This is a genomic window from Paracoccus nototheniae (assembly GCF_004335005.1).
Taxonomy (GTDB): domain Bacteria; phylum Pseudomonadota; class Alphaproteobacteria; order Rhodobacterales; family Rhodobacteraceae; genus Paracoccus; species Paracoccus nototheniae.
Map to the genome: position 1 here is coordinate 1 of NZ_RQRT01000022.1, position 19,259 is coordinate 19,259.

General features: G+C 66.6%; 20 protein-coding genes. 13 read left to right on the forward strand and 7 right to left on the reverse strand.

Annotated elements, in window-relative coordinates:
• The first annotated feature begins 99 nt into the window (after positions 1 to 99).
• The 6 genes from EG885_RS10010 to EG885_RS10035 all read left to right on the forward strand — a co-directional run bounded on the left by EG885_RS10010 (position 100) and on the right by EG885_RS10035 (position 6,519).
• Positions 100 to 441, forward strand: a complete 342-nt coding sequence (locus EG885_RS10010) for a hypothetical protein (protein WP_131574345.1) — start codon at positions 100 to 102, stop codon at positions 439 to 441.
• Positions 442 to 618: 177 nt separating this feature from the next.
• Positions 619 to 1,425, forward strand: a complete 807-nt coding sequence (locus tag EG885_RS10015; protein ID WP_131574346.1) for a glycoside hydrolase family 25 protein — start codon at positions 619 to 621, stop codon at positions 1,423 to 1,425.
• On the forward strand, positions 1,398 to 2,060 hold the full coding sequence (locus EG885_RS10020; protein WP_131574347.1) for a CPBP family intramembrane glutamic endopeptidase: 663 nt from the start codon (positions 1,398 to 1,400) through the stop codon (positions 2,058 to 2,060). Before EG885_RS10015 ends, EG885_RS10020 begins: the two co-directional genes overlap by 28 nt.
• Before the next feature lie 63 nt (positions 2,061 to 2,123).
• A complete protein-coding gene (aspS, locus tag EG885_RS10025; protein ID WP_131574348.1) occupies positions 2,124 to 3,899 on the forward strand; it encodes an aspartate--tRNA ligase in 1,776 nt (591 codons plus the stop codon).
• A 66-nt stretch (positions 3,900 to 3,965) separates the two neighbouring features.
• A complete protein-coding gene (locus tag EG885_RS10030) occupies positions 3,966 to 5,339 on the forward strand; it encodes a DUF1800 domain-containing protein (RefSeq protein ID WP_131574349.1) in 1,374 nt (457 codons plus the stop codon).
• A gap of 4 nt (positions 5,340 to 5,343) precedes the next feature.
• Positions 5,344 to 6,519 (forward strand): DUF1501 domain-containing protein, encoded by a 1,176-nt coding sequence (locus tag EG885_RS10035; RefSeq protein ID WP_131574350.1) that lies wholly within the window; start codon positions 5,344 to 5,346, stop codon positions 6,517 to 6,519.
• Between the two features lie 10 nt (positions 6,520 to 6,529).
• On the opposite strand, the gene EG885_RS10040 is transcribed toward EG885_RS10035, so the two are convergent.
• On the reverse strand, positions 6,530 to 7,264 hold the full coding sequence (locus EG885_RS10040) for a response regulator (RefSeq protein WP_207392256.1): 735 nt from the start codon (positions 7,262 to 7,264) through the stop codon (positions 6,530 to 6,532).
• A 125-nt stretch (positions 7,265 to 7,389) separates the two neighbouring features.
• On the opposite strand from EG885_RS10040, the gene mce reads away from it, so the two are divergent.
• Positions 7,390 to 7,794 carry a methylmalonyl-CoA epimerase gene (gene mce, locus EG885_RS10045; RefSeq protein ID WP_131574351.1) on the forward strand — a complete coding sequence of 135 codons (405 nt, stop codon included), beginning with the start codon at positions 7,390 to 7,392 and terminating at the stop codon, positions 7,792 to 7,794.
• A complete protein-coding gene (locus EG885_RS10050; RefSeq protein ID WP_131574352.1) occupies positions 7,794 to 8,063 on the forward strand; it encodes a DUF1467 family protein in 270 nt (89 codons plus the stop codon). Before mce ends, EG885_RS10050 begins: the two co-directional genes overlap by 1 nt.
• Here EG885_RS10050 and EG885_RS10055 read toward each other — a convergent pair.
• Both EG885_RS10055 and EG885_RS10060 read right to left on the reverse strand, forming a co-directional pair.
• A complete protein-coding gene (locus tag EG885_RS10055; protein ID WP_242679604.1) occupies positions 8,020 to 8,736 on the reverse strand; it encodes an EI24 domain-containing protein in 717 nt (238 codons plus the stop codon). The genes EG885_RS10050 and EG885_RS10055 overlap by 44 nt on opposite strands.
• Positions 8,733 to 9,305, reverse strand: a complete 573-nt coding sequence (locus EG885_RS10060; protein ID WP_131574353.1) for a nitroreductase family protein — start codon at positions 9,303 to 9,305, stop codon at positions 8,733 to 8,735. The genes EG885_RS10055 and EG885_RS10060 overlap by 4 nt, the downstream gene beginning before the upstream one ends.
• A gap of 94 nt (positions 9,306 to 9,399) precedes the next feature.
• On the opposite strand from EG885_RS10060, the gene EG885_RS10065 reads away from it, so the two are divergent.
• A complete protein-coding gene (locus EG885_RS10065; protein WP_207392258.1) occupies positions 9,400 to 9,648 on the forward strand; it encodes a DUF167 domain-containing protein in 249 nt (82 codons plus the stop codon).
• On the opposite strand, the gene EG885_RS10070 is transcribed toward EG885_RS10065, so the two are convergent.
• Positions 9,645 to 9,890 (reverse strand): hypothetical protein, encoded by a 246-nt coding sequence (locus tag EG885_RS10070; RefSeq protein WP_131574354.1) that lies wholly within the window; start codon positions 9,888 to 9,890, stop codon positions 9,645 to 9,647. The genes EG885_RS10065 and EG885_RS10070 overlap by 4 nt on opposite strands.
• Before the next feature lie 145 nt (positions 9,891 to 10,035).
• On the opposite strand from EG885_RS10070, the gene EG885_RS10075 reads away from it, so the two are divergent.
• From EG885_RS10075 to EG885_RS10085, 3 genes are all read left to right on the forward strand, one after another.
• Complete coding sequence (locus EG885_RS10075; RefSeq protein WP_242679600.1) at positions 10,036 to 10,815, forward strand: M48 family metalloprotease; 780 nt, start codon at positions 10,036 to 10,038, stop codon at positions 10,813 to 10,815.
• Between the two features lie 2 nt (positions 10,816 to 10,817).
• Positions 10,818 to 12,089 (forward strand): DUF2254 domain-containing protein, encoded by a 1,272-nt coding sequence (locus tag EG885_RS10080; RefSeq protein ID WP_131574355.1) that lies wholly within the window; start codon positions 10,818 to 10,820, stop codon positions 12,087 to 12,089.
• A gap of 183 nt (positions 12,090 to 12,272) precedes the next feature.
• Positions 12,273 to 12,650 (forward strand): hypothetical protein, encoded by a 378-nt coding sequence (locus tag EG885_RS10085; RefSeq protein WP_131574356.1) that lies wholly within the window; start codon positions 12,273 to 12,275, stop codon positions 12,648 to 12,650.
• A 77-nt stretch (positions 12,651 to 12,727) separates the two neighbouring features.
• Here the strand turns inward: EG885_RS10085 and ilvN are convergent, their stop codons facing one another.
• The 3 genes from ilvN to EG885_RS10100 form a co-directional block, all read right to left on the reverse strand.
• Positions 12,728 to 13,288: an acetolactate synthase small subunit gene (ilvN, locus tag EG885_RS10090; RefSeq protein ID WP_131574357.1), complete on the reverse strand. Its 561-nt coding sequence runs from the start codon at positions 13,286 to 13,288 to the stop codon at positions 12,728 to 12,730.
• A 63-nt stretch (positions 13,289 to 13,351) separates the two neighbouring features.
• On the reverse strand, positions 13,352 to 15,106 hold the full coding sequence (locus EG885_RS10095; RefSeq protein ID WP_131574358.1) for an acetolactate synthase 3 large subunit: 1,755 nt from the start codon (positions 15,104 to 15,106) through the stop codon (positions 13,352 to 13,354).
• A gap of 161 nt (positions 15,107 to 15,267) precedes the next feature.
• Positions 15,268 to 16,107: an arginyltransferase gene (locus tag EG885_RS10100; protein WP_131574359.1), complete on the reverse strand. Its 840-nt coding sequence runs from the start codon at positions 16,105 to 16,107 to the stop codon at positions 15,268 to 15,270.
• 200 nt (positions 16,108 to 16,307) lie between these two features.
• On the opposite strand from EG885_RS10100, the gene EG885_RS10105 reads away from it, so the two are divergent.
• A complete protein-coding gene (locus EG885_RS10105) occupies positions 16,308 to 19,100 on the forward strand; it encodes a [protein-PII] uridylyltransferase family protein (RefSeq protein ID WP_131574360.1) in 2,793 nt (930 codons plus the stop codon).
• The last annotated feature ends 159 nt before the right edge of the window (positions 19,101 to 19,259 follow it).

Sequence of the window (19,259 nt, forward strand, 5' to 3'; positions counted from 1 at the left end):
TGTGTGTGAGAGACGGCGCCTGGCTGAACGCCGCAGTGGGGCGGGAACCCCGCCCCCGTCGCGACGTTGGCTAGGGAATCATCCCGGAGGGAACCGCCCATGTCCTATAATCATAACGATCCCGAAAAAGCCGCCCGTAAGCACAAGCCCGCGATTATCGCCATCATCGTGGCGCTGGTCGTTGCGGGCTTGGCGTTCCTTGTCTTCTCGCCCGGTGCGGACGAACAGAATGACGGCATCGCCACCACCGCGCCTCCGGGCGATACGCCGGTCAGCGATGCCGAAGGGCTGGGCCAGGATACCGGCGCGCCCACCACGCCGGGCGGCAATACGCCTGCGGACGGCACGACCGGTCCGGTCGGCACCGCCGATCTGCCCGCAGGCACCGATGCGCCCGCTGGCGGCCCGGTGGACGAACCGGCCCCCGCACCCGCCAACTGAGGCGACCATTCGACCCGTTCCGATCAGGGGCCCGGCATCGTCCGGGCCCTTTTTGCGTCCTGACGCAACCGTGACCGTCCCCCCTCCATGACATTGCCTCACGGGTTTGAGATAACGCAGCATAATGGCGCAGAAAGCGCATCGGGCGGAATCGTCGATGGGAAGGACGGGGCAGGGATGAAATTTCTGATCAAACTGATGCTGGGGCTGGCGGTGGTGACCTTTGCGGTCTCTTGCGCGCGCACGCCGCCACGAGGCGGGGCGCCGGCCAGCTATCAACCCGCACCGGGACCGGGGGCGACGCCGCAGCTGGGCGATCGCCGCCCGCATGCCTGGACGGGCGGGGCACCTTACGGGCATGCGGTGCATGGCATCGACATCTCTCGCTGGCAGGGGGATATCGACTGGAACCGGGTGCGCGGTTCGGGGATCAGCTTTGCTTTTATCAAGGCGACCGAGGGGGGCGATCACGCGGACCCCAACTTCCGCCGCTACTGGTACGAGGCCGCGCAGGCGCGCATTCCGCGCGGCGCCTATCATTTCTATTACTTCTGCCGCACGGGCGCGGAAAACGCCTATTGGTACATGCGCAACGTCCCGCGCGAGGCCGGATCGCTGCCGCCCGTTCTGGATCTGGAATGGACCAACTCGCGCAACTGCCCGCGCCGCCCCCCCGCCGCCGAAGTGCTGCGCGAGGCCGAGGTGTTCCTGCAGCTGGTGGGCCGTCACTATGGCCAGCGTCCGATCATCTATACCACGGTCGATTTCTATCGCGAGAACCAGCTGGGCCGGCTGAATGCCGAATTCTGGCTGCGCTCGACAGCGAACCATCCCAGTGTGACCTATCCGGGCCAGCGCTGGACCTTCTGGCAGTATACCGGAACCGGGATCGTTCCCGGGATTCAGGGTGACACGGATATCAACGCCTTTGCGGGCTCGGCTGCGGATTGGTCACGATGGTTGCAAGCACGACTGGTGCGGTAAGCCCGCATCGCTGGCTGAGGCTGGAATTCGCGGCGCTCTATATCGGGGCGCCGCTGGCCATCGCGCTGTTCCTGCCGCCCGAACAGCTGTTCAAGGCGCTGGCCGTGTTCAGTCTGGCAGGCATGGGGTTGTTGTGGGTCACCGGCGGGTTTCAGTGGCGCGTGCTGGTGCGCGGCTGGCGGCGCATGCCGTGGCGCGAACTGGCGGGCATCGCCTTGGCCGTGCTGCTGACGGGTTGGCTGATCCTGACCCTGACCCGACCCGAGGCGCTGTTCGCCATTCCGCGCCACCGCCCCGAGATGCTGGCCGTGATCTGGCTGTTCTATCCGATCCTGTCCGCCCTGCCGCAGGAGTTGATCTTTCGCCCGCTGTTCTTTCACCGCTATGGCGCGATCCTGCCGCAGGGCCGGGCGGCCATCGCCCTGAATGCGGCGGTCTTTTCCTTTGCGCATCTGATGTACTGGTCATGGGTGGTGGCGATCATGACCTTTGTCGGCGGCTGGATCTTTGGCCGGGCCTATCTGCGCCACGGCTTTCCCGCCGCATGGGCGCTGCATGCGGTGGCGGGCAATATCCTGTTCGCGGTCGGCATGGGCGTCTATTTCTACAGCGGCAATGTGGTGCGGCCCTTTTAGTGAAAGGTTGACTTCCCGTCCGTCCCGCGCTTTGTGCGGGGGCTGAACAAACGGGGACTGATCATGCACGCCTATCGCAGCCACACCTGCGGCGATCTGAAAGCCGCCAATGCCGGTGATACCGTCCGCCTGTCGGGCTGGGTCCATCGCAAGCGCGATCACGGGGGTGTGCTGTTCGTCGATCTGCGCGACCATTACGGCATGACGCAGGTGCTGGCCGACAGCGACAGCCCGGCCTTTGCCGCCATGGACCGGCTGCGCGCTGAAACCGTGATCCGCATCGACGGCCGCGTGAAGATGCGCGACGCCAGCCTTGTGAACGCCAAACTGCCCACCGGCGAGATCGAGGTCTATGTGACCGACATCGAAGTCCTGGGCCCGGCGGACGAGCTGCCTCTGCCGGTCTTCGGCGATCAGGACTACCCCGAGGAAACCCGGCTGGCCTACCGCTTTCTGGACCTGCGCCGCGACAGCCTGCACAACAACATCATGCTGCGCAGCAAGGTCATCCGGTCGATCCGCAACCGCATGTGGGATCAGGATTTCACCGAATTCCAGACCCCGATCATCACCGCCAGCAGCCCCGAAGGCGCGCGCGATTTTCTGGTGCCCTCGCGCCTGCACCCGGGCAAGTTCTATGCCCTGCCGCAGGCGCCGCAGCAGTTCAAGCAGCTGATCATGGTCGCGGGCTTTGACAAATATTTCCAGATTGCGCCCTGCTTCCGCGACGAGGATCCGCGCGCCGACCGCAGCCCCACCGATTTCTATCAGCTGGACATGGAGATGTCCTTTGTCCGGCAGGAAGACGTGTTTGCCACCGTCCAGCCGGTCATTCAGGGCCTGTTCGAGGAATTCGGCAAGGGCCGCCGCGTGGATGCCGACTGGCCGCTGATCCCTTATGCCGAGTCGCTGCTGAAATACGGCACCGACAAGCCCGACTTGCGCAACCCGATCGAGATGCAGGTAGTCAGTGACCATTTCCGCGGTTCGGGCTTTGGCATCTTTGCCAAGCTGCTGGAACAGGACGGCACGCAGGTCCGCGCCATTCCGGCCCCCAAGGGCGGCAGCCGCAAGTTCGCCGACCGCATGAACGCTTTTGCGCAACAGCAGGGTCTGCCCGGCATGGGTTATATCATCTGGCGCAAGGCCGAAGATGGCTCGACCGAGGCTGCCGGTCCCATCGCCAAAGCGCTTGGTGCTGACAAGACCGAGGCGATCCGCGACCAGCTGGGGCTGGCCGAAGGCGATGCGGCCTTCTTCCTGGGCGGTCGTCCCGACCAGTTCGAGGCCGTCGCAGGCCGCGCGCGGACCGAGATCGGACGCGAGTTGGGCCTGATCGATGAAAACCAGTTCAAATTCGCCTGGATCGTCGATTTCCCGATGTACGAGAAGACCGATGACGGCAAGATCGACTTCAGCCACAATCCGTTTTCCATGCCGCAGGGCGGGATGGAGGCGCTGCAGGGCGATCCTCTGGCGGTGTTGGGCTATCAATACGATCTGGCCTGCAACGGCTATGAACTGATCAGCGGTGCGATCCGCAACCACACGCCCGAGGTCATGTTCAAGGCGTTCGAACTGGCGGGTTACCCGGCGAGTGAGGTCGAAAAGCGGTTCGGCGGCATGGTCAAGGCGTTCCGCTATGGCGCACCGCCGCATGGCGGTTGTGCGGCGGGCATCGACCGGATCGTGATGCTGCTGGCGGATGAGGCGAATATCCGCGAGGTCATCATGTTCCCGATGAACCAGCGCGCCGAGGATCTGATGATGGGCGCGCCAAGCGAGCCCACCAACGAGCAGATGCGCGATTTGCGACTGCGTGCCTTGCCGAAAGAGTGACCTGACATCAGGGGGGCGTCCGTGGCATGATGCTGCACAGCAGCAAAAGCCCGGAGCCGCCGCCTGATGACGCAGCCCCCTTATGACCAGATGGCCGCGATCCGCCTTGGATACGGCCTGTCGCCCCGCATGACCCTGCCCGCCGATCCGCAGGCGGTCGCGGCCTCGGTCGTGGGGGCGACGCGCATTGGCCCACGCTCGATCACGCTGGAGCGGATGCGCGCCTGGCAGCTTGAGGGACGCGACATCAGCATGGCCGCCAAGGCCGGCGATCCCGGCGCGCAAGAGGCGGGCAAGGCGCAGCGCAAGGTGAAGTCGCAGGCCTATGACCAGTCGATCCGCGCCCGGTTCGCCCGTGCCGTGGACGATGTGGCGGGATTCGGCGAACGGCTGGTCTGGTTCTGGGCCGACCATTTCACCGTGGCGGGCGGCAGCCTGCGCCAAAGCCTGATGGCGGCGGCCTTCATCGAGGATGCGATCCGCCCGCATCTGTCGGGCCGGTTCGGCGAGATGATGCTGGCGGCGGAAACCCATCCCGGCATGCTGGCCTATCTGGATCAGATCAACTCGGTCGGACCCAATTCGATCAGCGCGCGGCGCAATCCGCGCAAGCCTGCGGGCCTGAACGAAAATCTGGCCCGCGAGATGATCGAACTGCACAGTCTGGGTGTGGGGGCCGAATACACGCAAGCCGATATCGAGCAGCTGGCCGAACTGCTGACCGGGCTGACCTACAACCCGCGCCGCACCGCCATCTTCCGGCGCGAAAATGCCGAGCCGGGGGCCGAGACGGTGCTGGGCGAGACCTATGGCGGGCGCAAGGGCAGTCTGGACGACATCCGCGCGGTCATCGCCGATCTGGCGGTGCATCCGGCGACGGCGGCGCATATCGCGCGCAAGATGGCCGTGCATTTCGTCGCCGACGACCCGCCGCAGGCACTGGTCGACCGGCTGACCGGGGTGTTCATGGATACCGGCGGCGATCTGGGCGCCATGAATCTGGCACTGGCCGAGGCGCCCGAACTGGCCACGCATTTCCGGGGCAAGATGCGCCAGCCGTTCGAGTTTCTGGTGGCCGGAATGCGCAGTCTGGGGCTGACCGGCCCCGAGGTTCTGGCCCTGCGATCCAGCATCATCAACGGGCATCTGCGCCAGCCGCTGGCGGTGATGGGGCAGCCCTGGGCGGCACCGTCCGGCCCCGATGGCTGGCCCGAGCCGTCAGAGAACTGGGCCAGCCCGCAGGGTCTGGCGATGCGGATCAACTGGGCGATGGCGGTGCCCTCGCGTCTGGTCAAACCCTTGCCGGATGCGCGCGGATTGTTGGAGGCCTGTCTGGGCGATACCGCGTCCGAGGCCCTGGTCTGGGCCGTTCCCCGGGCTGAAAGTCAGGCCGAGGGCGTGGCCCTTGTTCTGGCCTCGGTCGATTTCAACCGGAGGTGATGATATGCTGACCCGGCGCCTTTTCCTGAAATCCTCTGCGTTGATCGGCTGTTCGGCGGCGGCCAGCCCATGGCTGTCTTCGGCCGCCTTCGCCAGCGCGCCGGGCGACAACCGGCTGGTGATCATCATCCTGCGCGGGGCGATGGACGGGCTGGACGTGTTCCAGCCCTATGGCGACCGCGATCTGGCCGGGCTGCGCCGGACCCTGTCGCTTGGCCCCGACCGCAATGCCACCGATCTGGACGGGTTCTTTGCCCTGCATCCGGCCCTGTCGCCGCTGCTGCCCCTGTGGAATGCGGGCCAGCTCAGCTTTGCGCCCGCCGTCTCGACCCCCTATCGCGACAAGCGCAGCCATTTCGACGGTCAGGACATGCTGGAGGCCGGGACCGGCACCGATCTGGAAACCGAGGCGCAGCAGGATGGCTGGCTGAACCGGCTGTTGCAGCAGATGCCCGGACAGGACAGCGAGACCGCCTATTCCGTGGCAGCCGCCCAGATGCGGATTCTGCAGGGGGCGGCACCCGCCAAAAGCTGGACCCCCCGCGCGATCATGGATCTGAGCCCGCAGGCGCAGCTGTTGCTGACCCAGATCTATCACGAGGATCCGCTGTTCCGCGATGCCAGCCAGCAGGCGATGGAGATCGTGGCCGGCCTGTCGCCCGGCATCACCTCGACCAGGAACGGCGAAGAGCATCTGGAGCTGGCCCGCTTTGCCGCCGACCGGCTGAACGGCGCGACCCGCATCGCTAGCTTTTCCCTGCCGGGCTGGGACACCCATGTGCGCCAGACGAACGGGCTGACGCGCGCGCTGACCCGCCTGTCCGACACGATCCTGACGCTGAAGGCGGATCTGGGACGGAACTGGGAACGCACGACCATCATGGCGATGACCGAATTCGGGCGCACGGTGCGCGAGAACGGCTCGGGCGGGACGGATCATGGCACCGGGGGGGCCATGCTGGTCGCGGGGGGCGCGGTGCGCGGCGGGCGGGCCTTGGGCGATTGGCCGGGCCTGTCCGAGGGCGATCTGTATGCCGGGCGCGATCTGATGCCTTTGCGCGACATCCGGGCCTATGCGGCCTGGGCGATGCATGCCAAGTTCGGCATCCCCAAGGCCGTGCTGGAAGGCGCGGTCTTTCCGGGGCTGGACATGGGGCCGGACCCGCGCTTGCTGGCCTGACGGGGCGTCCCTATATCTCGGCCACGCGGGACAGCCGATCCTGCACCATGCCGCTGATCCGGGCCAGATCGGTGGCCAGCGCATGGCCTGCCAGATGGTCGCGTGCAAGAGCGGCGGCTGCGGCCTCCAGCGCCGGATCATGCGAGGATCGCGCCACGCCTGCCAGAAACCGGGCGATATAGTCGATAGCGGTCGTGTCCTGCGCGCCGGACAGGACATCGGCCACATGGGTCAGATCATCGCGCAGACCGGACAGGTCGGGCCGGATCACCTCGTCGGGCAGCGCGCGCAAGGGGGCGCCGCCCGCGTTGGTCGGCAGGGCGGACAGGATGGCCTGTTGAAACACGGCGAGGCTGTCGACGGGCTTGGGCAGAAAGCTGTCCGCCCCCGCCGTCAGGGCCGCCTGAGCGCGATCGGGATCGCCCGACATCGCCAGAATCACCGGCACGCGCGGATCGGCCCCGTGCAGATCGGCGATCAGCTGGACCCCGTCGCCATCCGGCAGGCCCAGATCGACGACCACCACCGCCGGGCGATAGGTCCGCAGATGCCGCAGGGCCGATCGCAGGCAATCGGCGCGGCGAATGCGCGCACCCGATTTCAGACACAGCAACCGCACAGCCTCGCTGGCAAAGCGCGAATCCTCGACCACCAGCACGGTCAGCCCGCTGAGGGGGCGTCGCGGCATCGACAGATGCAGCAGGGGCAGGGCCTTGGGTGGTTCCGTGGCGGTCTTGGTCAACATGGCGGGTTCCCGTTCTGGCTGATGAGTTCAGTTAGGGCGCGAATCACTAACATGGCGTTAACGGGATCTGGTTTTCCTTTCGTGCCCCCGCCGAAGCGCCTAGAAAGGCCGAAACGGAGGATCCGATGATCGGTCGCCTGAATCATATCGCCATTGCCGTGCCCGACCTTGCGGCAGCGGCCCAGCAGTACCGCACCATCCTTGGGGCCGAGGTCGGCGCGCCGCAGGACGAGCCAGACCACGGTGTCACCGTCGTCTTTATCCAGCTGCCCAACACCAAGATCGAACTGCTCTATCCCTTGGGCGATGACAGTCCGATCCGGGGGTTTCTGGACAAGAACCCCTCGGGCGGCATCCATCACATGTGTTTCGAGGTCGATGACATCCTTGCCGCCCGCGACCGTCTGCTGTCCGAGGGGGCGCGGGTGCTGGGCAGCGGAGATCCCAAGACCGGCGCGCATGGCAAGCCGGTGCTGTTCCTGCATCCCAAGGATTTCAATGGCTGCCTGATCGAACTGGAGGAAATCTGATGAACCTGACCGGCGGGATCGTTCTGTTCGCTTCAATCTGGTTTCTGACGCTGTTCTGCGTCATGCCGATCGGCCAGCGCAGTCAGGCGGATGCGGGCGCCGTGGTGCGCGGCACCCATGCCGGTGCCCCTGCGGGCATCAACTGGCGCCGCAAGCTGATCTGGACCACCGGCATCACCGCTGCCATCTGGGCGGTGCTGGCTTGGCTGATCCTTGGGGGGGTGATCACCCGCGCCGATATCTCGCAGCTGGATCAGCTGATCCGCTGATTATCTGGAACAGATGCGTGAAGGCCGCCGCCGCCAGCAACGGCACCGCGATGTTGACGATCGGGATGATCAGCCCTACGGCGACCAGCACGCCCGTCGCGGTGATCCGGCCCGCATAGGCGCGGCGCAGATCGCGGGCCGGGCCTTCGTCCAGATGGCGGCGGGCGGCCATCTGAAAGAACTCTCGCCCCAGCAGCCAGCCATTCGCGCCCAGAAACAGCACCGGCGCCAAGGGGCCCAGAAACGGCGTCAGGATCAGGCAGATCACCGCCACGCCCAGCATCGCCGCCACCACCGCCAGCGATTCCAGAAACCCGTCGAAGAAATCCAGCGAGGCGCCGCGCCGGTGGGGGTAATGGATCGTCTCGACCTTTTCGGCGACGGTTTCGGCGAACAGGCCCGCAAACCCGGCGGCGACCGGGGCCATCAGAAAGATGCCCATCACCGGAAACAGTGCCAGAGAACCCCATGACAGAACCTGTCCGAATTCCACCTGACCCAGCCATGGCAGGCTGACGCCACCGGGCAGCCACAGCCGGATCATCCAGAAGATCGCGGTCTGCAGCGCGATGAACAGGCCGATGGTCAGCGCGATCCCCAGCAGCACCAGCCGCAGGACCGACGGACGCAGCAGATCGCCCCAGCCTTTGGCCAGCGCGCGGACGGGTATCATGGCAGCCACCGGGTCTTGGCGGCGATGTCGGGGCGCGGGCGTTCAGGGGGCGTGGCGCCGCGCGTGCCGATATGGATCATCCCGGCCACCCGTTCCTGCGCCGACAGCCCCAGATGGGCCTGCGCAAAATCCCGGTTCAGCGCCACGAAACCGCTGAGCCATGCCGCCCCCCAGCCCGAGGCCAGCGCGGCATTGACCAGCCCCAGACAGACTGCCCCCGCCGACAGCATCTGTTCCCATTCGGGCACCTTGGGGCTGTCCACCGGCGAAAAGATCACCGCGACGATTACCGGGCTGGCCATGGCCGAGGCCGCCTTGTCCGCTGCCGCCTGATCCTGCCCCTCGGCCAGCACGGCGTCCCGCAGGACCGGCGCCAGCGCGTCCAGGGTGTCGCGCCCCAGAACCACAAAGCGCCACGGCTCCAATTTTCCATGATCGGGGGCGCGGGCGGCCAGCGTCAGCAGCCCCATCAGCTGGTCGCGATCCGGCCCCGGTGCGGTCATCAGCTTGGGCGGATGGGACCGGCGGGTCGCCAGAAACTGCAGGGCGGGGTCGTTGCGGTGGTCCATGCGGATCTCCTGAGGTTTCCAGGCGGTGTCTCAGATGACCGGGCGCATCGCAAGCGGGCTTGCCGGAGAGGCGCGGCTGCGCCATCACATCCCGATGAGCGACCTGACCCATCTGGCCCGGCCCGGCGCGGTCCTGACCCTGCGCGTGACGCCGCGCGCGCGGCGCAACACGATCACGCCCGAAGGCGATCTGCTGCGTATCCATGTCACCGCCCCGCCCGAGGATGGCCGCGCCAACCGCGCCGGGCTGAAGCTGCTGGCCAAGGCGATGGGGGTCGCCCCGTCGCGCCTGACGGTGATCCGGGGCGAGGCGGCGCGCGACAAGCTGGTGCGGCTGGACTAGCCCTGCTTTTCGATGCGGTAATTGCCCTCGGGCAGGTTCAGGGCCAGCCGCAATTCGGTCAGCTGGTGCATGGTCAGGGTGACGCGCACGACCTCGTCGCCATCCGCGCTCATCTGTTCCAGAATGACCCGGTCGTCAAAGGACAGGATCACGACATCCTCGTTCAGCGGTCCCGTGCCGGGATCGGCCTCGTCGATCAGGGTGATCACGGTCGCGTCGAAATCATGTTCGATGGTGAACATCCGAATCTCCTTGCTGAGGGGCCGACAATCGCGTGAATGGGCGGCTGCGGCAAGAAGCCGGGCTTTACGCGGCAACCCCACGGGGTAAACTGCCCGGGATCGAACAGGGGCGCCGGATCTGCTGGCGCAGGACAAGGCGGAACGCATGGGCAAGATGATGGCGCGCGGCTGGCTGGCGGGAATGGTCGCCGCCGCATTGGCGGTTGCGGGTTGTGCGCCCATGCCGGCGCCCGCGACCGGCCCCTATGCCGACGCGCCCGCACAGCGTCAGCAGGTGGCGCTGCCTGCGCCCTCGGCCCCGCATGCGGCCACCCCGGACGGTGCCGCGCGCAGCTTTGTGCAGGTCATGCGCCGGATGGAGCCTGCGGTCCGTCAGGAATGCCTGAACCGCCGCACCCGCCCGATCAGCTGCGATTTCATCTTCGTCGTCGATGACCGCCCGGGGCTGGAGCCGAACGCCTTTCAGACCGTCGACCGCAATGGCCGTCCGGTGGTGGGTTTTACCCTGTCGCTGATCGCCCAGACCCAGAACCCCGACGAGATCGCCTTTGTCGTCGGCCACGAATCCGCCCATCACATCCTGAATCATCTGGACCGCAAATCCGGCGCGGCCTCGGCGGCGGCGGTGGTGCTGGGCAGCCTCGCCTCGGCCTATGGCGGCGATTCCACGGCGATCGAGCGGGCGCAGGAAATCGGCGCATCCGTCGGTGCACGCTATTATTCCAAGGAATGGGAGCTGGAGGCCGATTACCTGGGCGCCATCATCACCCTGAATGCGGGCTTTGATCCGATCAACGGATCGGGCCTGTTCCAGCGCATCCCCGACCCCGGCAATCATGTGCTGGGCACCCACCCGGCCCGGGCGCAGCGTCTGGCGCAGGTCCGCCGCGCGGTCGGCGACGTGCAGGCCGGGCGGATCCGCTGAGCATGGCACAAAGCTGGGGCGTCGGCCGCCTGCGCTGGCGCCTGCGCGAGATCCTGCAGACCCTGTGGGTGCGTGTGGCTGCCTTTGCGGCGCTCGGCCTGTTGACGGCGGCCCTGGGGTTCGTGCTGCGCAACCAGATCCCCGACCGGTTGGCGGGCCAGATCGGCGCCGATGCGATCGAGGCGATCCTGCAGATCATTGCCTCGTCCATGCTGACGGTCACGACATTCTCGCTGTCGATCCTGACGGCGGCCTATGCGACCGCCAGTTCGGGATCGACCCCCCGGGCCGTGCAGCTGCTGGCGCGCGACGGGGTCAGCCAGACGGTGCTGGCGACCTTCATGGGGGCCTTCGTCTTCAGTCTGGTCGGGTTGATCATGCTGAAGACCGGGCTTTATGGCGGCGGCGGACGCGTGGTGCTGTTCATCGCCACGCTGTTGATCGTCGTGATCATCATTCTGTCGCTGCTGCGCTGGATCAACCGCTTGGGAGAGCTGGGGCTGATCGGCGACAATCTGGCCCGGGTCGAAGAGGTGACGCAGAAGGCCCTGCAGCTGCGGTTGCAGTCGCCCTGGCTGGGGGCCAATCCCCTGCGCGGCCCGCCCCCGGATGGCAGCCATCCCGTCCTGGCGCCCGAGGTCGGCCATGTCCAGAATCTGGACATGCAGGCGCTGTCGGATCTGGCGGACAAGGCCGGGGTGGTCCTGTATCTGAACGCCACGCCCGGCGATCTGGTGCATCCGGCCAGCGCCCTTTGCCATGTGCAGAACATGCCCGCCGATCCCGATGACGCCGATCAGTTGCGGCGCGACCTGATCGGCTGTGTCACCCTGCGTCCGCAGCGCAGCTTCGATCAGGATCCGCGCTTCGGCTTTCTGGTCCTGTCCGAGATCGGCCAGCGCGCCTTGTCGCCCGCCGTCAACGATCCCGGCACTGCCATTGCGGTCACCTTGCGCATGCTGCGCATCCTGTCGGTCTGGCGGGACGAGGCCACGCCGGACGTGCAATTCCCCCGCCTGCACATCCGCAGCATCACCGCGATCGAGGTTCTGCGCACCAGTCTGATGCCACTGGCCCGCGATGGCGCCGGCATGGTCGAGGTGCATCGCGCCCTGCACATGATGCTGACCGCACTGAGTCGCATGGCCCCCGCCGTGTTCGCCGAAGCGGCCTCAGAACTAGCCCGAGACGTTCAGTCACATGCCAGCCAAGCCACTCTGATTAAAGCAGAAATTGAAGAATTGACCAGACTTTCCGGCACGCTGGCCAGATAACGCCCAACCGTTGTTCCCCAATGGGCACGCATCCGCCTTTCGGCGCATAAAACTTCTACCAAAGACTGAAAAATGCTGGCGCATCGGCGGATTTCTGCTCTAGTCCAAAAGGGTAGGAGCGGACATGTTATTGACGCAGACATTACGGGGCGCCGCGGCGCAAAGACGGACGGGGGAGAACCCATGATCGGGGTTGTCGTATGGAGCAGCGGGCCGCGCGAAAAGGCGATCATCTGGTGCGAGGATCAGTCGACTCTGGCCTATCTTCAGGGCCGGGCGAATGTCGCCGATCCGCTGAAATGGCCGCAGGCCGGTGATCTTGTGGAACTCGAGACCCGGACGGTCGGCGATCTGCGCCACGCGCTGAGCGTGTCGATCCTGTCCGAACAGGCGGCGTCGCACCTGCCGCAGATCCTGTCCCGGTTCGATCCCGAACAACGCGCCCCTCAATTGCGGGTGGTGGCCAATCAAGGCCGGCTCACGGCCGAGGGGGCGATTGCGCCGACACCCTGCTGCAGCGGTCCGGACTATGCGGCCGCCCGCAACCGGGCGACCCGCTAGTCCGGGACCGAACGGCGCCGCAACCACCCGGCGCCCGCCCGGACAGCCAGTCCGACCGCGGTCACCGGAACACGGGATCAGACGCCCCGCGACAGGGCGGCAACACCGGTGCGCGCGATATCGGTCAGACCCAAAGGCCGCATCAGTTCGGAAAAAGCGTCCAGCTTGGACGGTGGGCCGACCAGTTCGAACACAAAGCTCTCCAGCGTCGAATCGACGACATTGGCGCGAAAGATCTCGGCGATGCGCAGCGCCTCGACGCGCTTTTCGCCCTGACCACGCACCTTGAACAGCCCCAGCTCGCGTTCGACCGACGGCCCCTCGACCGTCAGGTCATGGACCTCGTGCACGACGACGATCCGGCCCAGCTGCGCCTTGATCTGTTCGATCACCGAGGGGGTGCCGCGCGTGACCACGGTGATCCGGGACCGGTGCCCGGTATGGTCCACCTCGGCCACGGTCAGACTGTCGATATTGTATCCCCGCCCTGCGAACAGGCCGATCACGCGGGCCAGAACGCCCGGCTCGTTTTCGACCAGCACGGCCAGCGTATGGCTTTCCTCCAGCTGGGAATGGGGATCGCGCAGGTCATAGGCCGAATGGCTCGACATGCCCTTCTGGATGTTCAGTGCATTCATGGCTCTGCCTTTTCATCTTGGCATAAATATCCTGGGGGTATGGGGGCTACGCCCCCATTGGCATCAGACCAGCACCGCGCCTTCGGATTCGATGACGCCAAGCGTTTCCGCCTCGCCCATCAGCATCTCGTTATGCGGCTTGCCCGAGGGGATCATCGGGAAACAGTTCTCGTGCTTCTCGACCAGCACGTCCAGAATATACGGGCCGTCATAATCCAGCATCGCCTGAATTGCCGCATCCAGATCCTTGGGGTCGCGCACCTGCGCACCCTTGCAGCCAAAGGCTTCGGCCAGCTTGACGAAATCGGGCAGGCTGTCCGACCAGCTCTGGCTATAGCGTTCGCCATGCAGCAATTGCTGCCACTGGCGCACCATGCCAAGGCGTTCGTTGTTCATGATGAACTGCTTGACCGGCAGACGGAACTGCACGGCGGTCCCCATCTCCTGCATGTTCATCAGCCAGCTGGCATCGCCCGCCACATTGATGACCAGCGCGTCGGGATGCGCCATCTGCACGCCGATCGACGCCGGCAGGCCATAGCCCATCGTGCCAAGCCCACCCGAGGTCATCCAACGGTTCGGTGCCTCGAATCCCAGATATTGCGCGGCCCACATCTGATGCTGGCCGACCTCGGTGGTGATATAGCGGTCGCGGTCCTTGGTCAGCGCCTCCAGCCGTTGCAGTGCGTGTTGCGGCTTGATGATCGTGTCGCTGTTGCGGAAAGCCAGGCAGTTGCGCGCACGCCAGCCCTCGATCTGTGCCCACCAGGCCTGCAGCCCGGCGCTGTTCGTGCGGCGACCGCGGGATTTCCAGACTTTCAGCATGTCTTCCAGCACATGGCCGACATCGCCGACGATCGGCACATCCACCCGCACGACCTTGTTGATCGAGGACGGGTCGATATCGATATGCGCCTTGACCGATCCGGGGCTGAAATCGGCGATCCGCCCGGTGATGCGGTCGTCGAACCGCGCGCCGATATTGATCATCAGATCGCAGCCATGCATGGCCAGATTGGCCTCGTAGGTGCCATGCATGCCCAGCATGCCCAGCCATTTGTCGCCCGAGGCCGGATAGCAGCCCAGACCCATCAGCGTCGAGGTCACCGGAAATCCGGTCGCCTCGGCCAGTTCGCGCAGCAGCTGGCTGGCGCCCGGACCCGAATTGATGACCCCGCCGCCGGTATACAGGATCGGGCGCTCGGCCTGTTCCATCAGTTCGACCAGCCGGGTGATCGCGGCCAGATCGCCCTTGCGGGCGGGCTGATAGCGCCCGGTATCGACCTGCTTGGGCCCGACATAGGTGCCGGTCGCGAATTGCACATCCTTTGGGATGTCGATCAGCACCGGCCCCGGCCGACCCGAGGTCGCCACATGGAACCCCTTGTGGATGGTCGCGGCCAGCTGTTCGGTATCCTTGACCAGCCAGTTATGCTTGGTGCAGGGGCGGGTGATGCCGACGGTATCGGCCTCCTGGAACCCGTCCGTGCCGATCATGAAGGTCGGCACCTGCCCCGACAGCACCACCAGCGGAATCGAATCCAGCAGCGCATCGGTCAGCCCGGTGACCGCATTCGTGGCGCCCGGCCCCGAGGTGACCAGCACGACCCCCGGCTTGCCGGTAGAACGGGCATAGCCTTCGGCCATATGCAGCGCGCCCTGTTCGTGGCGCACCAGAATATGGGTGATGTCGTTCTGCTGGAAAATCTCGTCATAGATGGGTAGCACCGCCCCGCCCGGATAGCCGAATACGGTATCGACGCCCTGATCGCGCAGCGCCTCGACCACCATTCTCGCACCCGTCATTGTTCGGGACATTGTCTTGCTCCATCCATCATGAATACCCGCCTGGAGGGACGATCCCCGACCCGGCGTCGGCGCAAACTAGGGTCACCTCCGGGCGGGGTCAATGGGAACCGGCGGATAAAGTGACGCAGACAGCGTGTTATTTGAAACTTTCTTTCGCGACTTGCCCGGCGCTAACGGTCGAATTGCGGCAGCGCGATGCGGGCCACCTGTTCGACGATGGGATCGACCGACAGGGGATGGGCCTCGTTGGAATGGGCCTCGGGGCTGCCGATATCCTGCCAGACGCCACCCTTGTAGATTTCCAGCGCGCTGAAGCGGGCCTTGTAATCCATCTTGCGGCTGCCCGGCACCCAATATCCCAGATAGACATAGGGCAGGCCCGCCGCCCGCGCGATCTCGATATGATCCAGAATGATATAGGTGCCCATGCTGGCAGGCCGCAGCAGCGGGTCGTAAAAGCTGTAGACAAGGCTCAGCCCGTCATCCAGCACGTCCGTCAGGCAGACCCCGGCCAGATGATCGTCGCCCGCCGCCAGTTCGGGAATGGCATCGTCGTCGCAGCGATATTCGATGACCCTGGTCTTGACCGGCGTCTCTTCGATCATTGCGGCGAATTCAAAGATGTCCATGTCGGCCATGCCGCCATCGGCATGACGGCTGTCCAGATAGCGGCGGAACAGTTCGAACTGTTCCTCGGTCGCCCAGGCACTGGTCGCCAGCCGCCGCAGCGGCGCATTGCGCGCCCGGATGCGGCGCTGCGTGCGCGAGGGCAGGAAATCGGCCACCCGGATGCGCGCCGACATGCAGGCCACGCAGCTTTCGCAACTGGGGCGATACAGCACGTTCTGCGACCGACGGAATCCCTGCCGCGACAGGGCGTTGTTCAGATCGCCCGCATTGTCGCCCTGCAGCGCGGTGAACAGCTTACGCTCGGCCCGGCCATGCAGATAGGGGCAGGGCTGCGGGGCCGTGACATAGAATTGCGGCGCATGGGGCAATGTATGGCGCATCAGGCGCGCCCCTTGCGGCATCTGGTCAGGTCACACAAGGTCATGCGGGGGCTGCGCTGTCCGTTTCGCCGATCGGCTTGTCCGCCAAAGCCTAGCAACCTTTGCCGGGCAGGCCAAGCCGGGAAAGCAGCGACGATCGTCGCAGCCACCACGCTCCGGGCCGCGTTGACGGCCCCGCGCCCCGCAGTAAGGTGGCGGGCATGAGCTTCACATCCCGCATCACCCGATTGCCCCTGCCCGCCGATCCCGCCCGCGGGGCCGATGTGGCGGGCCTGTTCCCCGATCAGCCCGACCGGCTGCGCGCCCTGATCGAGGGCGTGGCGGGGTCCAGCCCCTATCTGGCCGACCTGATCCGGCGCGAGGCCGCATGGCTGCCCGGGGCGCTGGATCACGACGATGTGGTCGGGCGCGAAACGGCAGAGTTCGGGGATCTGGACCCCGCCGCCCTGTCCGCCGCCCTGCGTCGTGCCAAGCGGCGGGTGGCGTTGCAGGCGGCGCTGGCCGATCTGGGCGGCGTCTGGTCGTTGGAACAGGTGACCGGCGCGCTGTCCGATCTGGCCGACCGCGCCGTCGATCTGGCCCTGCGCGCCCATGTCCGGGCCGAGATCGCGCGCGGCAAGCTGCCGGCGACGGACGCTGATGCTGGGGGCATCTTTGCGCTGGCGATGGGCAAGGGCGGCGCGCGGGAACTGAACTACAGTTCGGATATCGATCTGATCGTGCTGTTCGACGATGCCGCCTATGCGCCCGATGATCAGGCCGAGGCCCGCGCCGCGCTGATCCGCGTCACCCGCAAGATGGCCGCGACCCTGTCCGACGTCACCGACCATGGCTATGTCTTTCGCACCGATCTGCGGCTGCGGCCCGATGCCTCGGTGACGCCGGTCTGCATCTCGGCCGCCGCCGCGCTGGTCTATTACGAGGCCGAGGGCCGCACCTGGGAACGCGCCGCCTTTATCAAGGCGCGGGCGGCGGCAGGCGATATCGCGGCGGGCGAGCGGTTCCTGCGCGAATTGTGGCCCTTTGTCTGGCGCAAGCATCTGGATTTCGCCGCCATTCAGGACGCCCATGACATGCGGCTGCGCATTCGCGACCACAAGGGCCTGGGTGGGCGGCTGGAGGTGGCGGGCCACAACCTGAAACTGGGCCGCGGCGGGATCCGCGAAATCGAATTCTTCACCCAGACCCGTCAGCTGATCGCGGGGGGGCGCGACCGTGACCTGCGCGCCCGCGACACCGTGGGCGGGCTGGCGGCGCTGGCCGCCAAGGGCTGGATTCCCACCGATGTCGCGACCGAGCTGACCGACCATTACCGCCAGCATCGCGATATCGAACACCGCATCCAGATGGTGAATGATGCGCAGACCCATTCCCTGCCCAAGGACGATCAGGGCCTGCGCATCATCGCCGCCCTGATGGGGCAGGACGATGTGGCCGCATGGTGCACCACGCTGAAATCGCGGCTGGAACGGGTCCATGCGCTGACCGAACGGTTCTTTGCGCCGGGCGAACAGGCGGCGGAGCGGCCCGTGGTTTCGGATGGGTCGCAGGCGATCATCGACCGCTGGCAGGGCTATCCGGCGCTGCGCTCGGACCGCGCGCAGCAGATCTTTCGCCGGATCGAGACGGCGCTGTTGTCGCGCATGGCCGCTGTCGGCCATCCTGCCGAGGCGCTGGCGCGGTTCGACAGCTTTCTGGCGGGCCTGCCCGCCGGGGTGCAGCTGTTTTCGCTGTTCGAGGCCAATCCCCAGCTGATTGATCTGATCGTCGATATCTGCGGCACCGCGCCCGGCCTTGCCGCCTATCTGGCGCAGCATCCGGCGGTGCTGGACGGGGTGCTGGCGGGCAGCTTTTTCGCCGCATGGCCCGGCGAGGCCGGTCTGCATGCCGATCTGGACACCGCCCTGCAGCGCGCCCTGACCCGGCCCGGCGGCGGATACGAACGCGCCCTGGATGCCGCGCGGCGATGGGCGCATGAATGGCAGTTCCGCATCGGCGTGCATCACCTGCGCGGCCTGATCGGCGCTGAAGAGGCCGCCGCCCAATATGCCGATCTGGCGGGCGCCTGCATCGCAGCCCTCGTCCCGGTCACCGCCGCCGATTTCGCCCGCCGCCACGGTTCGCCTCCGGGGCGGGGGGCGGTGGTGCTGGGCATGGGCTCGCTTGGGGCGCGGGTGCTGAATGCGGAATCGGATCTGGACCTGATCGTTCTGTACGATGCAGAGGGCGTCGATGCCTCGGAGGGGCCGCGCCCGCTGGCCGCGCGGCCCTATTACGCGCGGCTGACGCAGGCGATGGTCACCGCCCTGTCCGCCCCCACCGCCGAGGGGCGTCTTTACGAGGTCGACATGCGTCTGCGTCCCTCGGGGCGGCAGGGGCCGGTGGCGACCGCGATCCAAAGCTTCGAGACCTATCAGATGACCGAGGCCTGGACATGGGAACATCTGGCCCTGACCCGCGCCCGCGCCGTGGCCCATGTCGGCCCGGACGCCCCCGCGCTGGCCCATCAGTTCGAGGCGCTGCGCCGTCAGGTTCTGGCGCAGCGGGGAGGCGATGCGCGAGTGCTGCCCGATCTGTCCCAGATGCGCGCCCGGCTGTTTGCGGCCAAGCCTGCGCAGGGGCCCTATGACGCGCGGCGGGGGCCGGGGCGGTTGCAGGATATCGACCTGCTGGCGCAAAGCTGCGCGCTGCGGGCAGGCGATCCGGCGCATGGCACACTGGCGCAACTGCGCGCCGGGCGGCGGGCGGGTCTGTTGTCGACGACCGAGGCCTCGACGCTTGCCTCGGTCTGGCGGGGGCTTTGGGGCGTTCATGCCGCCGCCCGTCTGCTGACCGACCGCCCGCTGGACATGGACGAGATCGGCCGTGGTGGGCAGGATTTCCTGCTGCGCGAGGTGGGCGAGGCCAGCCCCGATGCCCTGCGCGACCGTCTGGCCCGACAGGTGCAAGAGGCCCGCGACCTGATCGAGGCGCATCTGCCGCCACCAGACTGATCGGTGCTTCAGCAGGGCAGGAAGGGTTGAGGCGCGGCCCGCCGGTTCGCGGCAGGCACGGCGTTCCGGGCAAGGGGGACCAAGGCGGCTATGGGCATGCGTATCAGTGGTGCCTCGCGTTTCAGGGGCTGCAGCGGCGACCCGTGCGCGGCGCATCCA